Below are 22,290 nucleotides of genomic sequence, written 5' to 3'. Positions count from 1 at the left end.
CCCGATGAAATCGACCCGTCCCTACCACCAGACTCCCGTCATCACGATCGACGGGCCGACCGCCTCCGGCAAGGGCACGGTCGCCGCGCTCGTGGCGGCTCGGCTCGGGTTCCACCTGCTCGACAGCGGCGCGCTGTACCGGCTCGCCGCGCTCGCGAGCCTGCGCTACGACGTGGCGCCCGATGCGGCCGATGCCCTAGTCGCGCTCGTCGACGATCTCCACATCACGTTTCGGGAGGGGCTGGCCCAGCTCGACGGCGTCGACGTATCGGACGACATCCGCGCCGAGGCCATCGGCAACCGCGCTTCGGCGATTGCCGTGCACCAGCCGGTGCGGGCGGCGCTCGTGGCGCGCCAGCGCGCGTTTCGCAAGCAGCCGGGGCTCGTCGCCGACGGCCGCGACATGGGCACGGTGATCTTTCCCGACGCGGCGCTGAAGGTGTTCCTGACGGCGAGTGTCGAGGCACGCGCGGAGCGGCGGTATAAGCAATTGATCCAAAAAGGCTTTTCTGCTAATATGGATGACTTGCTCCGGGATTTGCGTGAGCGCGACGCACGCGATACTAACCGCGCCGCCGCGCCGCTCAAGCCCGCTGCAGATGCGAAGCTGCTCGATACCTCCGCGCTTTCGATCGACGAAGCCGTCGATCAGGTGGTGCAGTGGTATGGGGCACAGTAGGTGTTTCGCGAGCGCGTCCGAAGTTGCCGGGAAGTCGATGCGGATGATGGCGGCCGAGGGCGCGAAAGCGTGAAACGTGGTGTTAACCCTTAACCCCGTATGGCGTTCGCCGTTGTGCGCGCCCCGGTTCGGTGCCCGCTCGTGATTCATTCGAGCGCGAGGCCGAGTCCAGGCGCTTCGCGCGAAGCCATGCAAATACGATTTTTATGTCCGACCTGCAAACCTCCAACCCGAATACCGAATCTTTCGCGGCTCTGTTCGAAGAGTCGCTGACCAAGCAAGACATGCGCGCGGGCGAAGTCATCTCCGCCGAAGTCGTGCGCGTCGACCACAACTTCGTGGTCGTCAACGCGGGTCTCAAGTCCGAAGCCTACATTCCGATCGAGGAATTCCTGAACGATCAGGGCGAGGTGGAAGTGCAGGCGGGCGACTTCGTCTCGGTCGCGATCGACGCGCTCGAGAACGGCTATGGCGACACGATCCTGTCGCGCGACAAGGCGAAGCGCCTCGCTTCGTGGCTGTCGCTGGAAAAGGCGCTCGACAACAACGAGCTCGTCACCGGCACGATCACGGGCAAGGTGAAGGGCGGCATGACCGTCATGGTCAACGGCATCCGCGCGTTCCTGCCGGGTTCGCTCGTCGACACGCGCCCCGTCAAGGATACGACTCCTTACGAAGGCAAGACGCTCGAATTCCGCGTCATCAAGCTCGATCGCAAGCGTAACAACGTCGTGCTCTCGCGCCGTGCCGTGATCGAGGCGACGCAAGGCGAAGAGCGCGCGAAGCTGCTCGAGACGCTGAAGGAAGGCGCGATCGTCAACGGCGTCGTCAAGAACATCACCGATTACGGCGCGTTCGTCGACCTCGGCGGGATCGACGGCCTGCTGCACATCACCGACATCGCATGGCGCCGCGTGCGTCACCCGAGCGAAGTGCTGTCGGTCGGCCAGGAAGTCACGGCGAAGATCCTCAAGTTCGACCAGGAAAAGAACCGCGTCTCGCTCGGCATCAAGCAGCTCGGAGACGATCCGTGGGAAGGCATCTCGCGCCGCTACCCGTCGGGCACGCGTCTTTTCGGCAAGGTCACGAACATCACTGACTACGGCGCGTTCGTCGAAGTCGAGTCGGGCATCGAAGGTCTCGTCCACGTTTCCGAAATGGACTGGACCAACAAGAACGTTGCGCCTTCGAAGGTCGTTCAGCTCGGCGACGAAGTCGAAGTCATGGTGCTCGAGATCGACGAAGACCGTCGTCGTATCAGCCTCGGCATGAAGCAGTGCAAGCCGAATCCTTGGGACGACTTCAGCCGCAACTTCAAGAAGGGCGACCGGATCAGCGGCGCGATCAAGTCGATCACCGATTTCGGTGTCTTCATCGGCCTGCCTGGCGGCATCGACGGTCTCGTCCACCTGTCGGATCTCTCGTGGAGCGAGTCGGGCGAAGAAGCCGTCCGCAAGTACAAGAAGGGCGACGAAGTGGAAGCGGTCGTGCTCGGCATCGACGTCGAGAAGGAGCGCATTTCGCTCGGCATCAAGCAGCTCGAAGGCGATCCGTTCAGCAACTTCGTTGCGATGAACGACAAGGGCTCGATCGTCGACGGCACGGTCAAGTCGGTCGATGCCAAGGGCGCGGTGATCACGCTCACGGCTGACGTCGAAGGCTATCTGCGCGCGTCGGAAATCGCGCAGGACCGCGTCGAGGATGCCCGCAACGCGCTCAAGGACGGCGACAAGGTCAACGCGATGATCATCAACATCGATCGCAAGTCGCGCAGCATCAACCTGTCGATCAAGGCCAAGGATTCGGCCGAGCAACAAGAGGCGATGCGCGGTCTGCAAGCCGATACGAGCGCGGCGGCTTCGGGTACGACGAACCTCGGCGCGCTGTTGAAGGCCAAGCTCGACGGCCAGAATCAGTGAGCTCTTGAGAGGTCGGCCGCAGTATGACCAAATCCGAATTGGTCGCCCAGCTGGCAGCGCGATTTCCGCAACTCGTCTTGAAGGATGCGGATTTCGCGGTGAAAACGATGCTCGATGCGATGTCCGAGGCGCTCGCCAAGGGTCATCGCATCGAAATTCGCGGCTTCGGCAGTTTCGGCCTCAATCGTCGTCCTTCCCGTGTGGGACGCAATCCGAAGTCCGGGGAGAAGGTGCTCGTGCCGGAAAAGCACGTGCCGCATTTCAAGCCCGGGAAGGAATTGCGGGAGCGGGTGGACCGTCGCGCAGGTGAGCCGCTGAAGGTCGCCGACGATGCCGACGATGCGTGAGCGCCCTGCGCCAAGCGTCATCGTCGGCCGTAGTCGACTGCCGGCAACCGATCGAATGCCGATCGATGGCAAAGAAAAAGCGCCTCAGGGCGCTTTTTTTGTGGGTGACGGATACCGCGGCGAGGGCAGCCTCCAGTCTTTCGCTGGCACGCACCACGCCCGACGAATGGAGCCTTTCCATTACAATACGGGGCGTTTCGCCAGGGCGCCGGCGCGCCCTGGGGCCGTTGCATTCCGAAGCTGCTCAGTTGGCTGCCTACCGCTCTCGTCCATGGGCGTTTCGCGCGGCGCCGCCCTGGATTGAGCCTACCCTCAAGAGTGACCTATGAAAGTCATCGTCTGGTTGATCCGTGCGCTGGTCTTCGTGCTGCTGCTCGTGCTCGCGCTCGCGAACACGCAGAGCGCCACTTTGAATTTCCTGGCCGGATACGCCTGGCAAGCGCCGTTGATCCTGATCGGCCTCGCCTTTTTCGGCGTCGGTCTGCTTGCCGGGCTCGTTTCCGCGCTGCCGGCCGTGGTGCGGCTCAGGTTCGAGAACGGGCGGCTCAAGCGCGAATTGCGCACGGCGCGCGAAACGCCGGCTGCCGTCAGCGAGCCGCCGCTACCGCCTGTGGTCTGACGCTCGACGCTCGCGAGCCCGCGGTCGTCCCCTTTCTCCTATCGTTTGACCGACCAACGTCCACCCACGTATGGATCTCGATTTCTGGTGGCTGCTCATCATCCCGGTGGCGTTCGCGCTCGGTTGGATGGCGGCGCGCTACGACCTGAAAGCGCTGCTCTCCGAGAGCGCCAATCTTCCGCGGTCCTATTTCCGCGGCCTCAATTTTCTGCTCAACGAGCAGCCGGACCAGGCCATCGATGCATTCATCGAAGTCGTCAAGCTCGACCCCGAAACGATCGAGCTTCACTTCGCGCTCGGCAACTTGTTCCGGCGGCGCGGCGAGACGGACAGAGCGATCCGGATTCATCAGAACCTGCTGAGCCGCGCCGACTTGCCCGCCAACGAGCACAGTCACGCGCTGATCGAGCTCGGCCAGGACTTTCTGAAGGCGGGCCTGCTCGATCGTGCGGAAGAGACGTTCGCGCGGCTCGATAGCGGCGAGCATGCGCTCGCCGCGCAGCGCGCGCTGTTGACGATCTACGAAATCGAAAAGGAATGGCGCAAGGCCATCGAGACCGCCGCCAAGCTCGAGGCCATGGGCGCCCCATCGCTCGCCAAGGAGGTTGCCCAGTTTCGTTGCGAGCTGGCGCAGGAGGCGCTCAACCGGAAGAACGGCGCGCAAGCGGCGGACGAGCTTGCGTTGGCGCTCGAGGCCAACCCGCAGAACGTTCGGGCGACGATATTGGCCGGCGACGTGGCCGCGGCCGCCGGTGAGCATGAGGCTGCGATCGCGGCCTGGCGCCGTGTCGAAGAGCAGAACGCCACGTATTTGCCGCTCGTGGCCGAGAAACTGATGAAGGCCTACGCGGCTCTTTCGAGAGCGGACGAAGGCGCCGCGCTGCTGACGGAATACGTCAAGCGCTATGGATCGAGCGACCTGCTCGATATCGCTTACCCGCACGTCGCGGCGTTGCGCGGCGACGACGTCGCTCATACGTTGGCTCGCGAGCAAATGCGCGCATCGCCGAATCTCGCCGGCATGACGCGGCTCATCGAGGCGCAAATGGCGGCGGCCGAAGAGCCGCGCCGCAGCGAGCTCGAGCTGATTCGCATGCTGATCAAGCAGCGCACCAAAAATCTGCCACGATACACGTGCCAAAATTGCGGTTTCCGGGCGAGGCTTTTCTATTGGCAGTGCCCCGGCTGCAGCGGCTGGGAAACCTATGCGCCGCGCCGGGTCGAACCGATCGCGACGCCGCAATGAAGTTGCTCGCCGGCTGCCGTTAGCGGCCGGCCCCAACCAGTGAACGTTTGAACGCTCATGAAAATCACCATCATCGGTACGGGTTACGTCGGTCTTGTCACGGGTGCCTGTCTTGCGGAAATCGGCAACGACGTCTTCTGTCTCGACGTCGATCCGCGCAAGATCGACATTCTCAATAACGGCGGCGTGCCGATCCACGAGCCGGGGCTTCGGGAAATCATCGCGCGCACGCGCGCTCACGGGCGCATCACGTTTTCGACGGACGTGAAAGCGAGCGTCGAGCATGGCGAGATCCAGTTCATCGCCGTCGGCACGCCGCCCGACGAGGACGGTTCTGCCGATCTGCAATATGTGCTCGAGGCGGCACGCAATATCGGCCGCTATATGAATGGCTTCAAAGTCATCGTCGACAAATCGACGGTGCCCGTCGGCACGGCCGAGCGCGTGCGTTCCGTCGTCATGGCCGAGCTCGAGGCGCGCGGCGCCGGCGGCAGCGACGCTCACGCGTTCTCCGTCGTTTCGAACCCGGAGTTTCTCAAAGAAGGCGCGGCGGTCGAGGACTTCATGCGGCCGGACCGCATCGTGATCGGCATCGACGACGACGAGCGGGGCCGGCTCGCGCGCGAGAAGATGAAGCGCCTCTATGCGCCTTTCAACCGCAATCACGAGCGCACGCTCTACATGGACGTCCGCTCGGCCGAGTTCACGAAGTATGCGGCCAACGCCATGCTGGCCACGCGAATCTCGTTCATGAACGAGATGTCGAATCTGGCCGACCGCGTCGGAGCCGACATCGAAGCCGTGCGACGCGGCATCGGCTCGGATCCCCGCATCGGCTATCACTTTCTCTACGCGGGCGTCGGCTACGGCGGCTCGTGTTTTCCGAAAGACGTGCAGGCGCTCGTGCGCACCGCGGGCGAGAATGGGCACCGACTGCGCATTCTCGAAGCGGTCGAGGACGTGAACCATGAGCAAAAGGAAGTGCTCGTGCAAAAGATCGAGAACGTGCTCGGCCGCGACCTGACGGGGCGCACGTTCGCCGTCTGGGGGTTGTCGTTCAAGCCGAACACCGACGACATGCGCGAGGCGCCGAGCCGGCGCGTGATTGCCGCGCTGCTCGCGCGCGGCGCTCGCGTGCGCGCCTACGATCCTGTTGCGCTCGATGAAGCGCGGCGCGTGTTCGCGCTCGATCTGGCTCATGAGCCCGATGCGCTCGCGCGGCTCTCGCTCGTGAGCTCGCAGGAAGAAGCGCTGCCGGATGCCGACGCGCTCGTGATCCTGACCGAATGGAAGGAGTTCAAGAGCCCCGATTTCATGCATATGACGTCGGTGCTGAAAACCTCCGTCATTTTCGACGGCCGCAATCTCTACGAACCGGAAGCGATGGCCGAGCTCGGCATCGACTACTACGCGATCGGGCGCCCTCATGTCCAAATCGACACCGCAATCCACTCCTCGACCGATCACGGCGCCTGACGCGGACATGCGCGTTCAAGCCATGCAGACGGCTCGTCCGGCGACATCGCCGATTCCCGCCGCCGGACCGGCGCCCGCGGTGCCCGTCGTGCCACGCGAACGGCTCGCGGCGGCGCGCGTGCTCGTGGTCGGGGACGTGATGCTGGATCGCTATTGGTTCGGCGATGTCAACCGCATCTCGCCCGAGGCGCCGGTGCCCGTTGTTCACGTGCAGCGGCAGGAAGATCGACTCGGCGGCGCCGCCAACGTCGCGCGCAATGCGGCCGCCCTCGGCGCACAGGCGGGGCTGCTCTGCGTCGTCGGGCGGGACGAGCCCGGTGAGCGGATCGTCGAGCTGTTGCAGGTGAGCGGCGTCGCGCCTCACCTGGAACGCGACCCGGCGCTTTCCACGACGATCAAGTTGCGCGTGCTTTCCCGTCAGCAGCAATTGTTGCGGATGGATTTCGAAAACATGCCGACGCACGAAGCGTTGCTCGCGGGACTGGCGCGTTTCGACGCGCTGCTCGCGTCGCAAGATGTCGTCTTGTTGTCCGATTACGCGAAGGGCGGTCTTACGCACGTCACGCAGATGATCGAGAAGGCGCGCGCGGCCGGCAAGCCCGTGCTCGTCGACCCGAAAGGCGACGACTGGGAGCGCTATCGCGGCGCGACGCTGATCACGCCGAACCGGGCCGAGCTGCGCGAGGTCGTCGGACAGTGGAAGTCCGAGGAAGACCTGCTTGCGCGCGTCACGGCGCTGCGCACGTCGCTCGCGCTCGACGGCTTGCTGCTCACGCGCTCGGAAGAGGGGATGACGCTTTTCACGGCCGACGGCGAGCTTCACGTGCCGGCTGTCGCACGTGAAGTGTACGATGTGTCCGGTGCGGGCGACACTGTCATCGCCACGCTGGCCGTCATGCTCGGCGCGCGCCTGTCGCTCGTCGATGCGATCGTGCTCGCGAATCGCGCAGCGGGGATCGTCGTCGGCAAGCTCGGCACGGCCACCGTCGACTACGAGGAACTGTTCGCGCCGGCCGGTTGAACCGGCTGATCGGAAACGCAAAGGGGCCCGCCGCCCGCTTCCGTTTCCCGCGCGCTTTTGCGTTTTCCAGCTTTTGCGTTTTTCATTTTCTTAGCCCTACCATCATGACCATCATCGTCACCGGAGCCGCGGGGTTCGTCGGCAGCAATATCGTCAAGGCGCTCAATGACCGCGGCGAGGCGCGCATCATCGCTGTCGACAATCTCACGCGCGCCGACAAGTTCAAGAATCTCGTCGACTGCGAAATCGACGACTACCTCGACAAGAACGATTTCGTCGAGCGCTTTGCCCGCGGCGAGTTCGGCCAGGTGCGCGCCGTGTTTCACGAAGGTGCGTGCTCGGACACGATGGAGACCGACGGCCGCTATATGATGGACAACAACTTCCGCTATAGCCGCGCCGTGCTCGACGCATGCCTCGCACAAGGGGTGCAGTTTCTGTATGCGTCGTCGGCGGCGATCTACGGCGGCTCGACGCGGTTCGTCGAAGACCGTGAGGTCGAAGCGCCGCTCAACGTCTACGGCTATTCGAAATTCCTGTTCGACCAAGTGATCCGACGCGTGCTGCCGAGCGCTAAAAGCCAGATCGTCGGGTTCCGTTACTTCAACGTCTACGGGCCGCGGGAGGCGCACAAGGGCCGCATGGCCTCGGTCGCGTTTCACAACTTCAATCAGTTCCGAGCCGAGGGCAAGGTCAAGCTTTTCGGTGAGTACAACGGCTATGCCGCGGGTGAGCAGACGCGCGATTTCGTATCGGTCGAGGACGTCGCCAAGGTCAATCTGTTCTTCTTCGATCATCCCGAGAAGTCAGGCATCTTCAACCTCGGCACCGGCCGTGCCCAGCCGTTCAACGATATTGCTTCGACCGTCGTCAATACGCTGCGCGCGCTCGAGAATCAGCCGGCGCTCTCGCTCGCCGAGCTCGTGCAGCGCGGGCTCATCGAGTACGTGCCGTTCCCGGACGCGCTGCGCGGCAAGTATCAGTGCTTCACGCAAGCCGATCTCTCGCGCTTGCGTGCCGCCGGCTACGATGCGCCGTTCCTGACGGTGCAAGAGGGCGTCGATCGTTACGTGCGTTGGCTGTTCGGCCAGCTGTAAGACGCGCTTCGTTCTCCCTACACTGGGGTCTCGCGGTTGGCCTTCCAGGGCTGGCTGGCCGCCACGTTCAACGGAGATCCCATGTCCAGACGATTTCTACACTGGTTTGCCGCCGCCGCGCTCGTCGCGGCCCACAGCCACGCATTCGCGGCTGTGGATGTCAATGCTGCCGACGAGGCGGCGCTCATCAGCATCAAGGGTATCGGGCCCGCGAAGGCACGCGCGATTCTCGACGAGCGCGCCGCCGGCGGCCCCTTCCGCGATGCGGCCGATCTGGCGCAGCGCGTCAAAGGGATCGGCGGTCGTGCGCTCGAGCGGTTGCAGGCCGAGGGCCTCGAGATCGGGCCCGCCATCGAACATGCCCCTACCAGCGGAGCGTTCGCCGCGCGCGGTCTCGCGCGTGCGCAGGCGCGTCCCGCCGCCATGGCGATAGGGCAGTAGCCGACGTTTCGGGGCCCCATCGTGCGCATCGCGCGCATCGTGCGCGAGCGGCCTCCATTGATTGCCTCGGTATTTCGTCTCCTTCACCGTCAGACCGATGACGGCTTCCCGCGGCTTTGCCGCGGGCTTTTTGCGTTGGCTCGCGGCATGGCGATCCGGGCTCCGGCGCGTCCTCGCCCGGTGTTCTACAATCGCAGTCGTTTATTCACGTTTCCAGCCTAGACGCCCAAGCGCGCAACCCCTCATGCCTTACAAGACCATCGAAGACACGATAGGCAACACGCCACTCGTTCAACTCGTGCGCTTGCCGGACGACGAGATCCGCAGCCGCAACAACGTTATCCTTGCCAAACTCGAAGGCAACAACCCCGCGGGCTCCGTGAAGGACCGGCCGGCGCTGTCGATGATCAAGCATGCCGAGGCGCGCGGGCGCATCAAGCCCGGCGACACTTTGATCGAAGCGACGAGCGGCAATACAGGTATCGCGCTCGCCATGGCGGCGGCCATTCGCGGCTACAAGATGGTGCTCGTGATGCCCGAGGACCTGTCCGCCGAGCGCCGTCAAAGCATGGCCGCGTACGGCGCGGAAATCCTGCTCACGCCCGTCAAGGGCGGGATGGAGTACGCGCGCGATCTCGCCGAAGAGATGCAACGCGAAGGCAAGGGCGTAATCCTCGATCAATTCGCGAACCCTGACAATCCGCTTGCGCACTACGAAGCGACGGGTCCCGAGATCTGGCGCGATACCGAAGGGCGCGTCACGCACTTCGTCTCGTCGATGGGAACAACGGGCACGATCATGGGCGTCTCGCGGTTTCTGAAGGAAAAGAACGGCGAAATCGAGGTCATCGGCGCGCAGCCCGAAGAAGGCTCGCGCATTCCGGGGATTCGCAAATGGCCTGAGGCGTATATGCCGAAGATCTTCGATCGGAGCCGCGTCGATCGCACCGAGAACGTCTCGCAGGCGGCGGCCGAGGCGACGGCGCGGCGCATGGCGGCCGTCGAAGGGATCTTCTGCGGGATCTCGTCGGGCGGCGCATGCGAAGTGGCGCTGCGCGTCGCTCGCCAGGTCGAGAATTCGACGATCGTCTTTATCGTCTGCGATCGCGGCGACCGTTATTTGTCGACAGGCGTATTTCCGGCCTGAAGCATGCGAGCCTTGACGGTTTCGCCGAGCTCGTAGACGGCGAGCGCGTAGAAAAAGCTGCGGTTGTAGGTCGTGAGGACAGAGAAGTTGTTCAGGCCGAGCATGTAGTCGGTCGGTTCGCCGGGAGTCGGCAAATCGATGACGAGCACGGCCGTGCTCGCTTCGGTCGTCGTATCGAGTCCCGGCTCGTCGAGCACCATGCCGGCGCGCAGCATTTGCGAGAGCGGCCAATGCGGCTCGGGCCGCCCGTCGGCCGCCGCCTGCGCGATGCCGAGACTGCCCGCATCGTGCGAAATCTTCCAGACGACGGGGCGCCCCGTGCTCCAGCCGTTTGCATTCAAATAGTGAGCAACGCTGCCGATCGCGTCGGCGACGCTCGTGCGCAAGTCGATGTGGCTCGTTCCATCGAAGTCGACCGCGTACTTGAGCACGCTGCTCGGCAGGAACTGCGGAATGCCGATAGCGCCCGTGTATGAGCCGCGCACGCTCGTCGGATCGAGTCCGGCGTTACGCGTCCAGACGAGGTAGTCCTCGAGGTTCTTGCGGAACGTCATTTCGCGCTCGGCGCGGTTCGGCGTGTTCGGATAGTCGAACGCGAGCGTCGTGAGCGAGTCGAGCACGCGGAAGTTGCCCATGTAGCGGCCGTACATCGTTTCGACGCCGATGATGCCGACGACGATCTCGGGCGGCACGCCGTACTGTTCGTAGGCGCGTTGCAACGTTGCCTGGTTCTCGCGCCAGAACTTGACGCCCGCATCGATCCGGATCGGATCGAGAAAGCGCGACTGATAGGCGGCCCAGTTCTTGATGCCCGGCGTAGGCGCGGGCGTCACGAGCTTCACGATCGTTGGCGAATAGTTCGCGCTCGCGAAAAGCGCGTGCAAGGCTGCCGGGTCGAAGTCATAGCGCGCGACCATGTCGTCGACGAACGAGTTGACGTCTTGATTGTTCGCATAGCGCTGCGGCTCGATCGGCTCCTCGCTCGTGCCGTTGCTCGGCCCCTGCGGCGGCTGATTGTTGGACGCGAGTGTGACGCGCTTCTTGGCGAGCGTGTGGGCGGCGGCGATCTGAGGCGCGCTGCCGCAAGCCAGGGCGGCGGCAGCGATCAGGAGCGCGGCGGCTCGATGCAACCTCTTGGTGGGGCTCGTTGCGATGTTGACGGTCATGTTCTGTTAGGGAAAAGCGGCTCGGCGCAGTATAGCGAACGGGCGTGGCGCGCGAAACCGCGATTTGGCGTGCCCAATCGCCTCTGATCGCCGCCATGTGCGGTGTGGTAACGTAGTTGCTGAGCCGATACAGGAGACATGCCGTACGCGGCAGGCAAACGACCATGGCGACAGCTGTCTATTCACATCCCGACTGTGCCTGGCACATGATGGGCCGGGGGCACCCCGAGTGCCCGGAGAGGCTGCAGGCGATCGAAGACCAGTTGATTGCGAGCGGCATCGCGCCGCTGATCGTGCACGAGGAAGCACCGCTCGCGCAAATCGAGGATCTCGCGCGCGTGCACAGTGCCGAGCACATCGCTTACATCGAAGGCTGCGCGCCGAGCGAAGGCTACGCCTGGATCGACCCCGATACGGCGATGAATCCGCACAGCTGGAAAGCAGCGCTGCGTGCCGCAGGGGCGGCGGTCGCGGCGACCGACGCGGTCATCGAGGGGCGCTACGACAATGCGTTTTGCTCGGTGCGGCCGCCGGGCCACCACGCGGAGCCCGCGCGCGCGATGGGATTTTGCTTTTTCAACAACGTCGCGATCGCGGCGCGCCGCGCGCTCGACGTGCACGGTCTCGAGCGCGTCGCCATCGTCGATTTCGACGTTCATCACGGCAACGGCACCGAGGCGGCATTCGCCGGAGACGAGCGCGTGCTGATGTGCAGCTTTTTTCAGCACCCGTTCTACCCCTTTTCAGGCGCCGAGCATCAGGCGCCGAACATGCTCAATCTGCCGATGCCGGCGCGAACGAAGGGCGACGTCGTCAGAAGCGCGATCGAGACGACCTGGCTGCCGCGTCTTGCGGCGTTCAAGCCGCAAATGATTTTCGTCTCGGCCGGATTCGACGCGCATCGCGAGGACGACCTCGGCAATATGGGGCTCGTCGAGGACGACTACGCGTGGATCACCGACCAGATTCGGCTCGTCGCCGAGCGTGACGCGCGCGGACGGATCGTGAGCTGCCTCGAGGGCGGCTACAACCTGTCGGCACTCGGGCGAAGCGCCGTCGCGCACGTGCGCGCACTGGCGGGCATTTGAAGAAAGGCGCCGTGCCCGAGCCCGCGTGATCGACGGTCGCGAGCACGGGCGCGGATGCGAAGAGAAGTCGGCGGGGAAACGCCAACGCGCAACGGACGAGACGCAAAGGAGCCGCATATGGATGCGAACCAACCTCTATCGTCATCTTCATCGTCGTCGACGCCGGCAAGCGGAGCGGGCGTCCTCATCGTCGAGCATGGCGCCTACGGCCTGCCGGGTGTCGTCCGTCTCACGCTCAATCGCCCCGACGCGTTCAACGCGCTGTCGGAGCAGCTTATCGCCGAGTTGCACGCGGCGCTCCGGACGATCGAGAAGTCTGACGCACGCGTCGTCGTCATCGCGGCCGCGGGTCGCGCTTTCTGCGCGGGGCACGACCTCAAGGAGATGCGCGCGGCGCCGTCGCTCGAATACTATCGAGCGCTTTTCGCACGCTGCTCGGAACTGATGATGACGATCCAGCGCATGCCGCAACCCGTCATCGCGCGCGTGCACGGGATGGCAACGGCGGCCGGGTGTCAGCTCGTGGCCATGTGCGATCTCGCCGTGGCGGCCGACACCGCGCGTTTTGCCGTCTCCGGCATCAACTACGGTCTCTTCTGCGCGACGCCGGCCGTGCCGCTTTCTCGCAATCTTTCACGCAAGGCCGCTTTCGAAATGCTCATGACGGGCGATTTCATCGACGCGGCGCAGGCTCGTGAAAAGGGGCTCGTCAATCGGATGGCGCCGCTCGATGCGCTCGATGCCGAAATCGCCGGGCTGGCCTCGAGCATTTGCGCGAAGCCGGCCGCGGCGGTTCGCGCGGGCAAGACGCTGTTTTATCGCCAGGTCGAGCTGGACATCGAAGCCGCCTATCAGCTGGCCGCGCAAACGATCGCCTGCAATGCGATGGATGAGGCCGCGCTCGAAGGCATCCAGGCATTCATCGAGAAGCGGAAGCCGAACTGGCCGACGAACGGTGCTTGATCCAATCGATCAACGCTTCGATGACGCGCTCGCGATCGAGATCGTTCATCGTCTCGTGGTAGCTGCCTTCGTAAATCGTCAGGGTGCAATCGGGCGAGCCGACTTGCGCGGCAAACGCGCGGCTGCCCTGCGGCTCGGTGAGCTCATCTTCGCTGCCATGATAGACGAGCACCGGTAGCCGCAGCGCGGCGCGGCCACGCTCGATGCGCGCCATCGCGTCGAGAATGCCGGCCCCCGTGCGAGCCGGTATATTGCCGTGATGGACGAGCGAGTCGCGACGATTCGCTTCGACGACGGTTTCATCGCGCGCGAGCAGCGCCGGTTCCACTTTCATCGCCGGAAAGCTCGGCCAAACGCGGCTGATGAAGCGGCTCGCCGCGATCTTCCAGCGCGGCAGGTCACGGCCCGGCGCCAGAGCCGGGCTCGAGAGGATCAGGCCGGCGAGCGGCCCGTTGCGCTCGCCGAAATCGGCGAGCCGCTCGACGGCGAATAGCGCCGCGATCGCGCCACCCATGCTGTGGCCCATCAGGAAGAGCGGCGGCTCCGAGCCGTCGCTACGCTCGGGGTCGCCAGCGGCGTCGAGCAGCGCCTGCGCATCGGACAAATAGTCGTCGATCCGAGCGACCCACGTGCGCTTGCCGGGCGAACGTCCGTGGCCGCGCAGATCGATCGCCACGAGCTCGATGCCGGCCGCGTTCAGGCATTCGGCGAGCGGGGCATAACGGCCGGCGTGCTCGGCGAGGCCGTGCAACAGCGCGACGGTCGCGCGAGGACGCGGCTCCCGGGAAGCAGCGGTGGCAGCAGCCGAGGCTGCGGGCCAGCGGTAGCAGGCGAGTTCGACTCCGTCGGCGGTGCGAACGGTGCCCGTGTGTCCGCGTCGCCCGGCTTGATGCGGCGCTCCGATTTGATGGGCGGGCGAGCGCTCGACGCTGCTGACCATGGGGCAACCTTTCAAGTGGTGCTTGGGGAACAGATATTAGTCGGGTTCGCGCGGGCCGACGCGCACACGCCTCGGACGATGGCCTCTAATTACTCATAGTTATTTTGATCGAATGATTACTTATTAATGGTCATTTGCCGCATTGCGATAAAATAAGCGCCTTTACCAGTGAGCCACGGCGGCCGGCTGTCGACAAGCGCGAGGCACGCGCTCCGACAGTCTCCGCCGTTTTACTTTTTGATGATCGAATTACGCAACGTTTCGCAGCGCTACCCCGGACCACAAGGATGGGTCGATGCGCTTCAAACCGTCAATCTGACGATCCCGGCTGGCGAGATCTTCGGCATCATCGGCCGCAGCGGCGCCGGCAAGAGCACGCTGGTGCGCACGATCAATCTGCTTTCGCGGCCGAGCGAGGGGGAGGTCATCGTCGCCGGCCGTACGCTGACGGCGCTGCCGGCCGATCAGTTGCGCGAGGCGCGCCGCGAGATCGGCATGATTTTCCAGCATTTCAACCTGCTCAACTCGCGCACGGTCTTCGAGAACGTCGCGCTGCCGCTCGAGCTGGCCGGCATGAAGCGGGCCGCGATCGAGGCGGCCGTGCTACCGCTGCTCGAACTCGTCGGGCTCTCCGCTCAGAAGGACCGCTACCCGGCGCGAATCAGCGGCGGGCAAAAGCAGCGCGTCGGTATCGCCCGCGCGCTCGCGAGTAAGCCCAAAGTCCTGCTTTCCGACGAAGCGACGTCGGCGCTCGATCCCGAGACGACGCGCTCGATCCTCGAGCTGCTGAGAAGCATCAATCGGAAGCTCGGCTTGACCATCGTCCTGATCACTCATCAGATGGAAGTCATCAAGCAGGTGTGCGACCGCGTCGCGGTGCTGGACGCGGGCCGGGTCGTCGAGCAAGGCAGTGTCGTCGATGTATTCCTGAAGCCGCGTCACGAAGTCACGCGCGCGCTGCTCGGCGACGTCATCGCGCACGAGCTCCCCGACGCCGTGAAAGCGCGCGTCGCCAAGCATCTCGAGACGGGCGAGGGGCGACTGTTGCGGCTCGCGTTCGCCGGCGCGAGCGTCGATCGGCCCGTGCTCTCTGAGACGATCCGGCGCTGCGCCGTCGACATGAACATCCTGCACGGCCAGGTGGACGACATTCAGGGCCGCGCATTCGGCTCGCTTGCCGTGCTGGCCGGCGGCGAGCCGGCGCAGCTTGGCGCTGCGCTCGACTTTCTGCGTGAGCAAGGCGTGGTCGTGGAGGCACTCTCGCATGTTTGACGAAATGCTCTCGATGTTTCTCCAGTCGTTCTGGGAAACGCTCGTCATGGTCGGTATCTCGGGGACGCTCGGCGCGCTTGTCGGACTACCGCTCGGCGTATTGCTGCACCTGACCGAGCGCGGCGGAGTGCTGGAAAACGTCTCGGCCAATCGCGCGATGGGCTTGACGGTCAACGCCGTGCGCTCGACGCCGTTCATCATCCTGCTCGTAGCCGTGATTCCCCTCACACGCCTCGTCGTCGGGACCTCGATCGGCACGGCCGCGGCCGTCGTCCCGCTCACGATCGCGTCGGCGCCGTTCATCGCGCGCCTCGTCGAGACCGCGCTGCGCGAGGTCGATCGCGGACTCATCGAGACGGCGCAAGCGCTCGGGGCGACGACGCGACAGATCGTCTTCAAGGTGCTGCTGCCCGAAGCACTGCCGGGCATCGTCGCGGGGCTCACGATCACGTTCGTTTCGCTCGTCGGGTATTCGGCGATGGCGGGTGCGATCGGCGGAGGCGGGCTCGGCGACCTCGGCATCCGCTACGGCTATCAGCGCTTCCTGCCGCAGGTGATGCTCGCCGTCGTCGTCATCCTGATCGTGTTCGTCCAGCTCGTTCAGTCGTTCGGCGATTGGCTAGTGCGGCGGCTCAGCCATCGCTGAGCGAGCGCCGCAAGGCAGAAAAGCGGAAAGACCGGATACGCCGGCTGCGGCCGGCGTCGGTGCACGTTAGTAGAGGCGTTCGTCGACTAACGGGACTTGGCGTCCAGGTCCTCGTCTCATTAAAATAAAACGATCGTTCGTTATTGCCGCGTGCACCATCGGAGGAGAGACCCTTCGGCTTCGCAGGCCGGCGCGGTGGCTTGAAGCGCCGTCGTTATAATGGCCGCTAGGTTAACGTAATCGTCACTTTGGAGCGTGTGCATGAAAGTTCTGGTTCCAGTCAAGCGCGTGGTCGACTACAACGTGAAGGTCCGGGTGAAGTCGGACGGCACGGGTGTCGACATCGCGAACGTGAAGATGTCGATGAATCCGTTCGACGAAATCGCCGTCGAGGAAGCGGTGCGCCTGAAGGAAGCGGGCGTGGCGACCGAGATCGTCGCCGTCTCGTGCGGCGTGGCGCAGTGCCAGGAAACCTTGCGCACGGCGCTCGCGATCGGTGCGGACCGTGCGATTCTCGTGGAATCGAGTGAAGAGCTGCAGCCGCTCGCGGTGGCGAAGCTCTTGAAGGCGCTCGTCGAGAAGGAGCAGCCGCAGCTCGTGATCCTCGGCAAACAGGCGATCGACGACGACTCGAACCAGACGGGTCAGATGCTCGCCGCGCTGGCAGGCCTGCCGCAGGCGACGTTCGCGTCGAAGCTGACCATTGCCGATGAGGGCGGACAAAAGCGGGCGACGGTGGCGCGTGAAGTGGACGGCGGCGCCGAGACGCTCACGCTGACGCTGCCGGCCGTGGTGACGACGGACCTGCGTCTGAACGAGCCTCGGTACGTGACGCTGCCGAACATCATGAAGGCGAAGAAGAAGCCGTTGGAGACGATCAAGCCCGAAGACCTCGGTGTCGATGTCACGCCGCGTCTGAAGACGCTGAAGGTGACCGAGCCGCCGAAGCGCAGTGCCGGTGTGATGGTGCCGGACGTGAAGACGCTGGTCGAGAAGCTGAAGACGGAAGCCAAGGTGCTGTAAGCGCGAGCGGAGCAACGAGAAATGACGATTCTGGTAATTGCCGAACATGACAACGCGACCGTCAAGGGCGCGACTTTGAACACGGTGGCCGCGGCTCAGAAGATCGGCGGCGATATTCACGTGTTGGTGGCGGGGCACGACGCGCAAGGCGCGGCCGATGCGGCCGCGAAGATCGCCGGTGTCTCGAAGGTGCTGCTGGCCGACGCGCCGCAGCTGGCCGAAGGGCTCGCCGAGAACGTCGAGGCGACGGTGCTCGGCATCGCGAAGGACTACTCGCATATCGTCGCGCCGGCGACGGCGTACGGCAAGAACATCGCGCCGCGCATCGCGGCCAAGCTCGACGTGGCGCAAATCAGCGAGATCACGGCGGTGGTCTCGCCCGATACGTTCGAGCGCCCGATTTACGCGGGCAACGCGATCGCGACGGTGCAATCGAGCGATCCGATCAAGGTGATCACGGTCCGTGCGACGGGCTTCGACGCGGCAGCGGCGGAGGGCGGCAGCGCGCCGATCGAAAAGATCGAGGCGAGCGCCGATCGCGGCATTTCGCAATTCGTGAACCGCGAGGTGACGAAACTCGATCGGCCGGAGCTGACGAGCGCGCAAATCGTCGTCTCGGGCGGACGCGGCCTCGGCAGCGGTGAGAACTACGAGAGCGTGCTCGTGCCGCTCGCGGACAAGCTCGGCGCGGCGTTAGGCGCCTCGCGCGCCGCGGTCGATGCGGGCTACGTGCCGAACGACTATCAGGTCGGGCAGACGGGCAAGATCGTGGCGCCGCAGCTCTATGTGGCCGTGGGTATCTCGGGCGCGATTCAGCACCTCGCGGGCATGAAGGATTCGAAGGTGATCGTGGCGATCAACAAGGACCCGGAGGCGCCGATTTTCAGCGTGGCTGACTATGGCCTCGTCGGCGATCTGTTCTCGCTCGTACCCGAGTTGGTTGCCGCGCTTTGACGTGACGCGTGAAGCGCTGCGATGAGCGGCGCCTGACGGAATAGTGGGGGCGCGACGCGCCCCTTTTTTTTATACGCTTGGGACGGAGGAGACAATGAGCTACATCGCGCCTATCAAGGACATGCTGTTCGTGATGAAGGAGCTGGCCGGCTTCGACGAAATCGGCAAGCTGCCGGGCTTCGAAGAAGCGACGCTCGACACGGCGCAGGCTGTGCTCGGCGAATCGGCCAAGCTTTGCGAAGAGGTGCTCGCTCCGCTCAACGTCGAGGGCGACCGCAATCCGAGTGTCTGGAACGAAGGCGCCGTCACCGCGACCCCCGGTTTCAAGGAAGCGTTTCGTCAGTTCGTCGAAGGGGGCTGGCAAGGGGTGCAACATCCGCTCGACTATGAAGGTCAAGGCTTACCGAAGCTCATCGGTACGCCCTGCATCGAGATGCTCAACGCGGCGAACCTCTCGTTTTCGCTTTGCCCGCTGCTGACCGACGGCGCGATCGAAGCGCTGCTCACCGCCGGCAGCGAGGAGCAGAAGCAGCGCTATGTGCCGAAGCTGATCGGCGGCGAGTGGACGGGCACGATGAACCTGACCGAGCCGCAGGCCGGCTCGGACCTCGCGCTCGTGCGCACGCGAGCCGAGCCGCAAGGCGACGGCACTTATCGGCTCTTCGGCACCAAGATTTTCATTACGTGGGGCGAGCACGACATGGCCGACAACATCGTCCATCTCGTGCTTGCGCGCACGCCCGACGCGCCCGAGGGTGTCAAAGGCATTTCGCTTTTCATCGTGCCGAAGTTTCTCGTCAACGACGACGGTTCGCTCGGTGCCCGCAACGACGTGCATTGCGTTTCGATCGAACACAAGCTCGGCATCAAGGCGAGTCCGACGGCCGTGCTCCAGTTCGGAGACCATGGCGGCGCGCTCGGCTATCTTGTCGGCGAGGAGAATCGCGGTCTCGAATACATGTTCATCATGATGAATGCCGCGCGCTTCGCCGTCGGCATGCAGGGCATCGCCGTTGCCGAGCGCGCTTACCAGAAGGCCGTCTCCTACGCGAAGGAGCGCGTGCAGAGCCGGCCTGTCGACGGTTCGGCGAAAGAGGCGGTGACGATCATTCATCATCCGGACGTGCGCCGGATGCTCGCGACGATGCGTGCGCTGACGGAAGGCGCGCGTGCGCTCGCCTATGTGGCGGCCGCCGAGAGCGACATCGCGCATCGTCATCCCGACGAAGCGAAGCGCGCCGAACACCAAGCCGTCTATGAATACCTCGTGCCGATCGTCAAGGGATGGAGCACGGAGCTTTCGATCGAGGTCGCGAGCCTCGGTGTGCAGGTGCACGGCGGCATGGGGTTCATCGAGGAAACCGGCGCGGCCCAGTACTATCGCGACGCGCGCATTCTGACCATTTACGAAGGCACGACGGCGATCCAAGCGAACGACCTCGTTGGTCGCAAGACGCTGCGCGACGGCGGCGCCGTGGCGAAGCAGCTGATCGACCGCATCGGCGAGACTATCCAAGCCCTTTCGGCGCACGATGGCGCCGCCTTCGTGTCGATGCGCGATCGACTCGAGGCCGGTGCGCGCTCGCTTGCGGCCGCCGTCGACTTCGTCCTATCCAATGCGAAGCGCGATCCCAACGCGGTGTTTGCCGGCAGCGTTCTCTACCTGCAACTCGCGGGAATCGTGCTCGCCGGTTGGCAGATGGCGCGCGCGATGCTCGCGGCGGCCGCGAACGAATCGACCGATCCTTCGTTCTATGGCGCGAAGATAGCCACGGCGCGCTTCTATGCGGAACATGTCTTGCCGCGAGCCGCGGCGCTCGAGGTGGCTGTCTTGAGCGCGAAGGGCGGCGAGGGTGTGCTGGCGTTGTCCGAAGATCAGTTTTGAGCGCCGCGCGGCGGAAATGAAGAGGACGCCTCTTGGAGGCGCCTCCTGCCGTTACGCGTAGGCGGGACGCGGCGTGGAGCTGAGATCGCCGATGTATCGATGCACGGACAGATCGTCGGCCTTGATCGCGGGCCGCTTGCCCGAGATCAGGTCGGCCAGCAATTGCCCCGAGCCGCACGACATCGTCCAGCCTAGCGTGCCGTGGCCCGTGTTGAGGAAGAGGTTCGGCAACGGCGTGCGGCCGACGATCGGCGTGCCGTCGGGCGTCATGGGGCGCAAGCCCGTCCAGAACGGCGCCTGCGACGTGTCGCCGGCGCCCGGAAACAGATCGTTCACGCACATCTCGAGCGTCTCGCGGCGGGCTTGGCGCAGCTTCTTGTCGAAGCCGACGATCTCGGCCATGCCGCCGACGCGGATCCGATTGTCGAAGCGCGTAATCGCGATTTTGTAAGTCTCGTCGAGCACGGTCGAGACAGGCGCGGCCTCGGCGTTGACGACAGGCGCGGTGATCGAATAACCCTTCAGCGGATACACGGGAATCTTCACGATGTCGGCGACGAGCTTCGTCGAGTACGAGCCGAGCGCCACGACGTACGTATCGGCGCGCAGCACTTCGTCGCCGCAGCGCACGCCCGCGATGCGACCCGACGCCATCAGCAGTTCGTCGATCGACGTGCCGAAGCGGAACTTCACGCCAAGCCCGGCGGCCATCGCGGCGAGGCGTGTCGTGAAGAGCTGGCAGTCGCCCGTTTCGTCGCCGGGCAGCCGCAAGCCGCCCGTCAGCTTGTGCGAGACGGCCGCGAGCGCCGGTTCGGCGCGCGAAAGCTCGGTCGCGCTCAAGAGCTCATAAGGAACGTTCGCCTCTTTCAGGACGGCGACATCCTTTGCTGCGCCGTCGAGCTGCTGCTGAGTGCGAAAAACCTGCAGTGTGCCGCCGGTGCGGCCTTCATATTGAATGCCGGTCTCGGCGCGCAGCGCTTGCAGGCAATCGCGGCTGTACTCGGCGAGGCGGACCATGCGGCCCTTGTTGGTCGCATAACGCTCGGCGGTGCAGTTGCGCAGCATTTCCCACATCCAGCGCAACTGGAATTGTGTGCCGTCGAGCCGGATCGCGAGCGGCGCGTGTTTCTGAAACATCCACTTGACGGCTTTTAGCGGCACGCCGGGCGCGGCCCACGGCGCGGCGTAGCCGGGCGAGATCTGCCCGGCGTTGGCGAAGCTCGTTTCCAGCGCGGGCCCTGCCTCGCGATCGACGACGGTGACTTCATGACCGGCGCGCGCCAAATAATAGGCGCTCGTCACGCCGACCACGCCGCTGCCCAGAACGATGACTCGCATAGCTGTCCCTCAAGACGGAAGATCCAGTTCTTGGCGCTATACTATTGTGACAAAAGCAGTTTTTGTTACTGTAATTTTTCAAATTTTGGTGAAAAACATGCGCACGCAACGGCAACCCGTACGCAAGCTGGACAAGCTCGATCACCATATCCTCAAAGTGCTGCAGGAAGACGGTCGCATCGCGATGAAAGACCTCGCCGAACGCGTCGGCCTGACGGTGACGCCTTGCATCGAGCGGGTCAAACGGATGGAGCGCGATGGCGTCATCACGGGCTATCACGCGCGCGTCGATCCGTTGCAACTCGGTGCGGCGCTGCTCGTCTTCGTCGAAATCACGCTCGATCACAAGAGCGGGAACATGTTCGACCAGTTTCGCCGTGAAGTGCAGAAGATTCCCGAAGTCCTGGAGTGTCACCTGGTGTCGGGGGACTTCGACTACCTGATCAAGGCCCGCATCGGCGAAATCGCCGACTACCGCAAATTGCTCGGCGACATCCTGCTGCAATTGCCGGGTGCGACGCAGTCGAAAAGCTATGTCGTCATGGAAGAAGTCAAGGAGACGCTCACGATATACGTCGGCGATTGACGCGAACGGCCGTGCTCGTCGGCCGTCCGGCGCGGGTTGCGGCGCGCGCGCATTTCCTCCGACTTTCCCGCTTGATCGGTCACTCGTCCGGGAACCGCTTTTGCTGACCCTTTGATCGGGGATGCCGGCGCCGTCGACTGGCGGCATCCCGCCGCGTTGCCGCGTGCGAGATGGGCGAGATGCTTTCCATCCGCATCGACATTCGCCGCGCCGCCGTCATCGGCCGATACAACAGGGAGGAAGTGATGAAACGCAACTGGTTTTTGGCGCTTTTGCTGCCGTTTTTTATCGCGGGCTGCTTCTCTTACACCAAGAGCCAGCCACCGAAGGAGAATACGACCGTCGTGGTGCCACAGGGAACGCAGACCGTGCCCGAAGAACGCAACACCATCGTGACGCCCCCGGGCACGACGACATGCGTCGCGCCCTGCTGAGCT

General features: G+C 64.4%; 22 protein-coding genes. 19 read left to right on the top strand and 3 right to left on the bottom strand.

Annotation, left to right across the window (positions count from 1 at the left end; genetic code table 11):
- Nucleotides 1-4: 4 nt before the first annotated feature.
- The 10 genes from cmk to cysM all read left to right on the top strand — a co-directional run bounded on the left by cmk (nucleotide 5) and on the right by cysM (nucleotide 9,992).
- Nucleotides 5-679: a (d)CMP kinase gene (gene cmk / locus AB4Y31_RS18635; RefSeq protein WP_018439100.1), complete on the top strand. Its 675-nt coding sequence runs from the start codon at nucleotides 5-7 to the stop codon at nucleotides 677-679.
- A 206-nt stretch (nucleotides 680-885) separates the two neighbouring features.
- Nucleotides 886-2,598: a 30S ribosomal protein S1 gene (gene rpsA / locus AB4Y31_RS18630; protein WP_018439098.1), complete on the top strand. Its 1,713-nt coding sequence runs from the start codon at nucleotides 886-888 to the stop codon at nucleotides 2,596-2,598.
- A 23-nt stretch (nucleotides 2,599-2,621) separates the two neighbouring features.
- Nucleotides 2,622-2,945, top strand: coding sequence for an integration host factor subunit beta (locus AB4Y31_RS18625; protein ID WP_018439097.1), 324 nt, complete (start codon nucleotides 2,622-2,624; stop codon nucleotides 2,943-2,945).
- A 325-nt stretch (nucleotides 2,946-3,270) separates the two neighbouring features.
- A complete protein-coding gene (locus tag AB4Y31_RS18620; protein ID WP_018439096.1) occupies nucleotides 3,271-3,564 on the top strand; it encodes a lipopolysaccharide assembly LapA domain-containing protein in 294 nt (97 codons plus the stop codon).
- Between the two features lie 70 nt (nucleotides 3,565-3,634).
- Nucleotides 3,635-4,810 carry a lipopolysaccharide assembly protein LapB gene (lapB, locus tag AB4Y31_RS18615; protein WP_368675175.1) on the top strand — a complete coding sequence of 392 codons (1,176 nt, stop codon included), beginning with the start codon at nucleotides 3,635-3,637 and terminating at the stop codon, nucleotides 4,808-4,810.
- A 57-nt stretch (nucleotides 4,811-4,867) separates the two neighbouring features.
- Entirely contained in the window at nucleotides 4,868-6,286 is a 1,419-nt protein-coding gene (locus tag AB4Y31_RS18610) for a UDP-glucose/GDP-mannose dehydrogenase family protein (protein ID WP_368675174.1), read from the top strand.
- A gap of 22 nt (nucleotides 6,287-6,308) precedes the next feature.
- Complete coding sequence (rfaE1, locus tag AB4Y31_RS18605; protein ID WP_368675338.1) at nucleotides 6,309-7,307, top strand: D-glycero-beta-D-manno-heptose-7-phosphate kinase; 999 nt, start codon at nucleotides 6,309-6,311, stop codon at nucleotides 7,305-7,307.
- A gap of 104 nt (nucleotides 7,308-7,411) precedes the next feature.
- The gene (gene rfaD, locus AB4Y31_RS18600; protein ID WP_368675173.1) at nucleotides 7,412-8,404 is read left to right on the top strand and encodes an ADP-glyceromanno-heptose 6-epimerase; all 993 of its coding nucleotides are present in this window, start codon (nucleotides 7,412-7,414) and stop codon (nucleotides 8,402-8,404) included.
- A gap of 81 nt (nucleotides 8,405-8,485) precedes the next feature.
- Nucleotides 8,486-8,845, top strand: coding sequence for a ComEA family DNA-binding protein (locus AB4Y31_RS18595; RefSeq protein ID WP_368675172.1), 360 nt, complete (start codon nucleotides 8,486-8,488; stop codon nucleotides 8,843-8,845).
- A gap of 244 nt (nucleotides 8,846-9,089) precedes the next feature.
- Nucleotides 9,090-9,992: a cysteine synthase CysM gene (gene cysM, locus AB4Y31_RS18590; protein WP_368675171.1), complete on the top strand. Its 903-nt coding sequence runs from the start codon at nucleotides 9,090-9,092 to the stop codon at nucleotides 9,990-9,992.
- On the opposite strand, the gene mltB is transcribed toward cysM, so the two are convergent.
- A complete protein-coding gene (gene mltB / locus AB4Y31_RS18585) occupies nucleotides 9,962-11,158 on the bottom strand; it encodes a lytic murein transglycosylase B (protein ID WP_368675170.1) in 1,197 nt (398 codons plus the stop codon). The two genes, cysM and mltB, sit on opposite strands and share 31 nt — an antisense overlap.
- Nucleotides 11,159-11,322: 164 nt before the next feature.
- Between mltB and AB4Y31_RS18580 the strand changes: the two genes are divergently transcribed.
- Together AB4Y31_RS18580 and AB4Y31_RS18575 are read left to right on the top strand one after the other, a co-directional pair.
- Nucleotides 11,323-12,246: a histone deacetylase family protein gene (locus tag AB4Y31_RS18580; RefSeq protein WP_368675169.1), complete on the top strand. Its 924-nt coding sequence runs from the start codon at nucleotides 11,323-11,325 to the stop codon at nucleotides 12,244-12,246.
- A 117-nt stretch (nucleotides 12,247-12,363) separates the two neighbouring features.
- Nucleotides 12,364-13,209: an enoyl-CoA hydratase gene (locus tag AB4Y31_RS18575; protein WP_368675168.1), complete on the top strand. Its 846-nt coding sequence runs from the start codon at nucleotides 12,364-12,366 to the stop codon at nucleotides 13,207-13,209.
- Here the strand turns inward: AB4Y31_RS18575 and AB4Y31_RS18570 are convergent.
- A complete protein-coding gene (locus tag AB4Y31_RS18570) occupies nucleotides 13,166-14,149 on the bottom strand; it encodes a lysophospholipase (protein ID WP_368675167.1) in 984 nt (327 codons plus the stop codon). The two genes, AB4Y31_RS18575 and AB4Y31_RS18570, sit on opposite strands and share 44 nt — an antisense overlap.
- 240 nt (nucleotides 14,150-14,389) lie before the next feature.
- On the opposite strand from AB4Y31_RS18570, the gene AB4Y31_RS18565 reads away from it, so the two are divergent.
- The 5 genes from AB4Y31_RS18565 (at nucleotide 14,390) to AB4Y31_RS18545 (ending at nucleotide 19,929) form a co-directional block, all read left to right on the top strand.
- Nucleotides 14,390-15,421, top strand: a complete 1,032-nt coding sequence (locus tag AB4Y31_RS18565; protein ID WP_368675166.1) for a methionine ABC transporter ATP-binding protein — start codon at nucleotides 14,390-14,392, stop codon at nucleotides 15,419-15,421.
- Nucleotides 15,414-16,067, top strand: a complete 654-nt coding sequence (locus AB4Y31_RS18560) for a methionine ABC transporter permease (RefSeq protein WP_368675165.1) — start codon at nucleotides 15,414-15,416, stop codon at nucleotides 16,065-16,067. The genes AB4Y31_RS18565 and AB4Y31_RS18560 overlap by 8 nt, the downstream gene beginning before the upstream one ends.
- A 261-nt stretch (nucleotides 16,068-16,328) precedes the next feature.
- Entirely contained in the window at nucleotides 16,329-17,090 is a 762-nt protein-coding gene (locus AB4Y31_RS18555; protein ID WP_368675164.1) for an electron transfer flavoprotein subunit beta/FixA family protein, read from the top strand.
- 21 nt (nucleotides 17,091-17,111) lie between these two features.
- Nucleotides 17,112-18,044, top strand: a complete 933-nt coding sequence (locus AB4Y31_RS18550; protein WP_368675163.1) for an electron transfer flavoprotein subunit alpha/FixB family protein — start codon at nucleotides 17,112-17,114, stop codon at nucleotides 18,042-18,044.
- Nucleotides 18,045-18,138: 94 nt separating this feature from the next.
- Nucleotides 18,139-19,929: an acyl-CoA dehydrogenase gene (locus tag AB4Y31_RS18545; RefSeq protein ID WP_368675162.1), complete on the top strand. Its 1,791-nt coding sequence runs from the start codon at nucleotides 18,139-18,141 to the stop codon at nucleotides 19,927-19,929.
- A gap of 51 nt (nucleotides 19,930-19,980) precedes the next feature.
- On the opposite strand, the gene AB4Y31_RS18540 is transcribed toward AB4Y31_RS18545, so the two are convergent.
- Entirely contained in the window at nucleotides 19,981-21,267 is a 1,287-nt protein-coding gene (locus AB4Y31_RS18540; protein WP_368675161.1) for a D-amino acid dehydrogenase, read from the bottom strand.
- 97 nt (nucleotides 21,268-21,364) lie between these two features.
- Between AB4Y31_RS18540 and AB4Y31_RS18535 the strand changes: the two genes are divergently transcribed.
- Together AB4Y31_RS18535 and AB4Y31_RS18530 are read left to right on the top strand one after the other, a co-directional pair.
- Nucleotides 21,365-21,853, top strand: coding sequence for an Lrp/AsnC ligand binding domain-containing protein (locus AB4Y31_RS18535; RefSeq protein WP_368675160.1), 489 nt, complete (start codon nucleotides 21,365-21,367; stop codon nucleotides 21,851-21,853).
- Nucleotides 21,854-22,023: 170 nt separating this feature from the next.
- Nucleotides 22,024-22,287, top strand: coding sequence for a hypothetical protein (locus tag AB4Y31_RS18530; protein WP_368675159.1), 264 nt, complete (start codon nucleotides 22,024-22,026; stop codon nucleotides 22,285-22,287).
- Nucleotides 22,288-22,290: the final 3 nt, after the last annotated feature.

Origin of the sequence: Trinickia sp. EG282A (assembly GCF_040965455.1) — a bacterium.
GTDB classification, from domain to species: domain Bacteria; phylum Pseudomonadota; class Gammaproteobacteria; order Burkholderiales; family Burkholderiaceae; genus Trinickia; species Trinickia symbiotica.
This window is presented reverse-complemented; position numbering and strand designations above follow the sequence as displayed.

Coding starts and splice junctions, on each gene's coding strand:
- cmk (WP_018439100.1), top strand. CDS start 5: ATGAAATCGACCCGTCCCTACCACCAGACTCCCGTCATCACGATCGAC.
- rpsA (WP_018439098.1), top strand. CDS start 886: ATGTCCGACCTGCAAACCTCCAACCCGAATACCGAATCTTTCGCGGCT.
- AB4Y31_RS18625 (WP_018439097.1), top strand. CDS start 2,622: ATGACCAAATCCGAATTGGTCGCCCAGCTGGCAGCGCGATTTCCGCAA.
- AB4Y31_RS18620 (WP_018439096.1), top strand. CDS start 3,271: ATGAAAGTCATCGTCTGGTTGATCCGTGCGCTGGTCTTCGTGCTGCTG.
- lapB (WP_368675175.1), top strand. CDS start 3,635: ATGGATCTCGATTTCTGGTGGCTGCTCATCATCCCGGTGGCGTTCGCG.
- AB4Y31_RS18610 (WP_368675174.1), top strand. CDS start 4,868: ATGAAAATCACCATCATCGGTACGGGTTACGTCGGTCTTGTCACGGGT.
- rfaE1 (WP_368675338.1), top strand. CDS start 6,309: ATGCAGACGGCTCGTCCGGCGACATCGCCGATTCCCGCCGCCGGACCG.
- rfaD (WP_368675173.1), top strand. CDS start 7,412: ATGACCATCATCGTCACCGGAGCCGCGGGGTTCGTCGGCAGCAATATC.
- AB4Y31_RS18595 (WP_368675172.1), top strand. CDS start 8,486: ATGTCCAGACGATTTCTACACTGGTTTGCCGCCGCCGCGCTCGTCGCG.
- cysM (WP_368675171.1), top strand. CDS start 9,090: ATGCCTTACAAGACCATCGAAGACACGATAGGCAACACGCCACTCGTT.
- mltB (WP_368675170.1), bottom strand. CDS start 11,158: ATGACCGTCAACATCGCAACGAGCCCCACCAAGAGGTTGCATCGAGCC.
- AB4Y31_RS18580 (WP_368675169.1), top strand. CDS start 11,323: ATGGCGACAGCTGTCTATTCACATCCCGACTGTGCCTGGCACATGATG.
- AB4Y31_RS18575 (WP_368675168.1), top strand. CDS start 12,364: ATGGATGCGAACCAACCTCTATCGTCATCTTCATCGTCGTCGACGCCG.
- AB4Y31_RS18570 (WP_368675167.1), bottom strand. CDS start 14,149: ATGGTCAGCAGCGTCGAGCGCTCGCCCGCCCATCAAATCGGAGCGCCG.
- AB4Y31_RS18565 (WP_368675166.1), top strand. CDS start 14,390: ATGATCGAATTACGCAACGTTTCGCAGCGCTACCCCGGACCACAAGGA.
- AB4Y31_RS18560 (WP_368675165.1), top strand. CDS start 15,414: ATGTTTGACGAAATGCTCTCGATGTTTCTCCAGTCGTTCTGGGAAACG.
- AB4Y31_RS18555 (WP_368675164.1), top strand. CDS start 16,329: ATGAAAGTTCTGGTTCCAGTCAAGCGCGTGGTCGACTACAACGTGAAG.
- AB4Y31_RS18550 (WP_368675163.1), top strand. CDS start 17,112: ATGACGATTCTGGTAATTGCCGAACATGACAACGCGACCGTCAAGGGC.
- AB4Y31_RS18545 (WP_368675162.1), top strand. CDS start 18,139: ATGAGCTACATCGCGCCTATCAAGGACATGCTGTTCGTGATGAAGGAG.
- AB4Y31_RS18540 (WP_368675161.1), bottom strand. CDS start 21,267: ATGCGAGTCATCGTTCTGGGCAGCGGCGTGGTCGGCGTGACGAGCGCC.
- AB4Y31_RS18535 (WP_368675160.1), top strand. CDS start 21,365: ATGCGCACGCAACGGCAACCCGTACGCAAGCTGGACAAGCTCGATCAC.
- AB4Y31_RS18530 (WP_368675159.1), top strand. CDS start 22,024: ATGGGCGAGATGCTTTCCATCCGCATCGACATTCGCCGCGCCGCCGTC.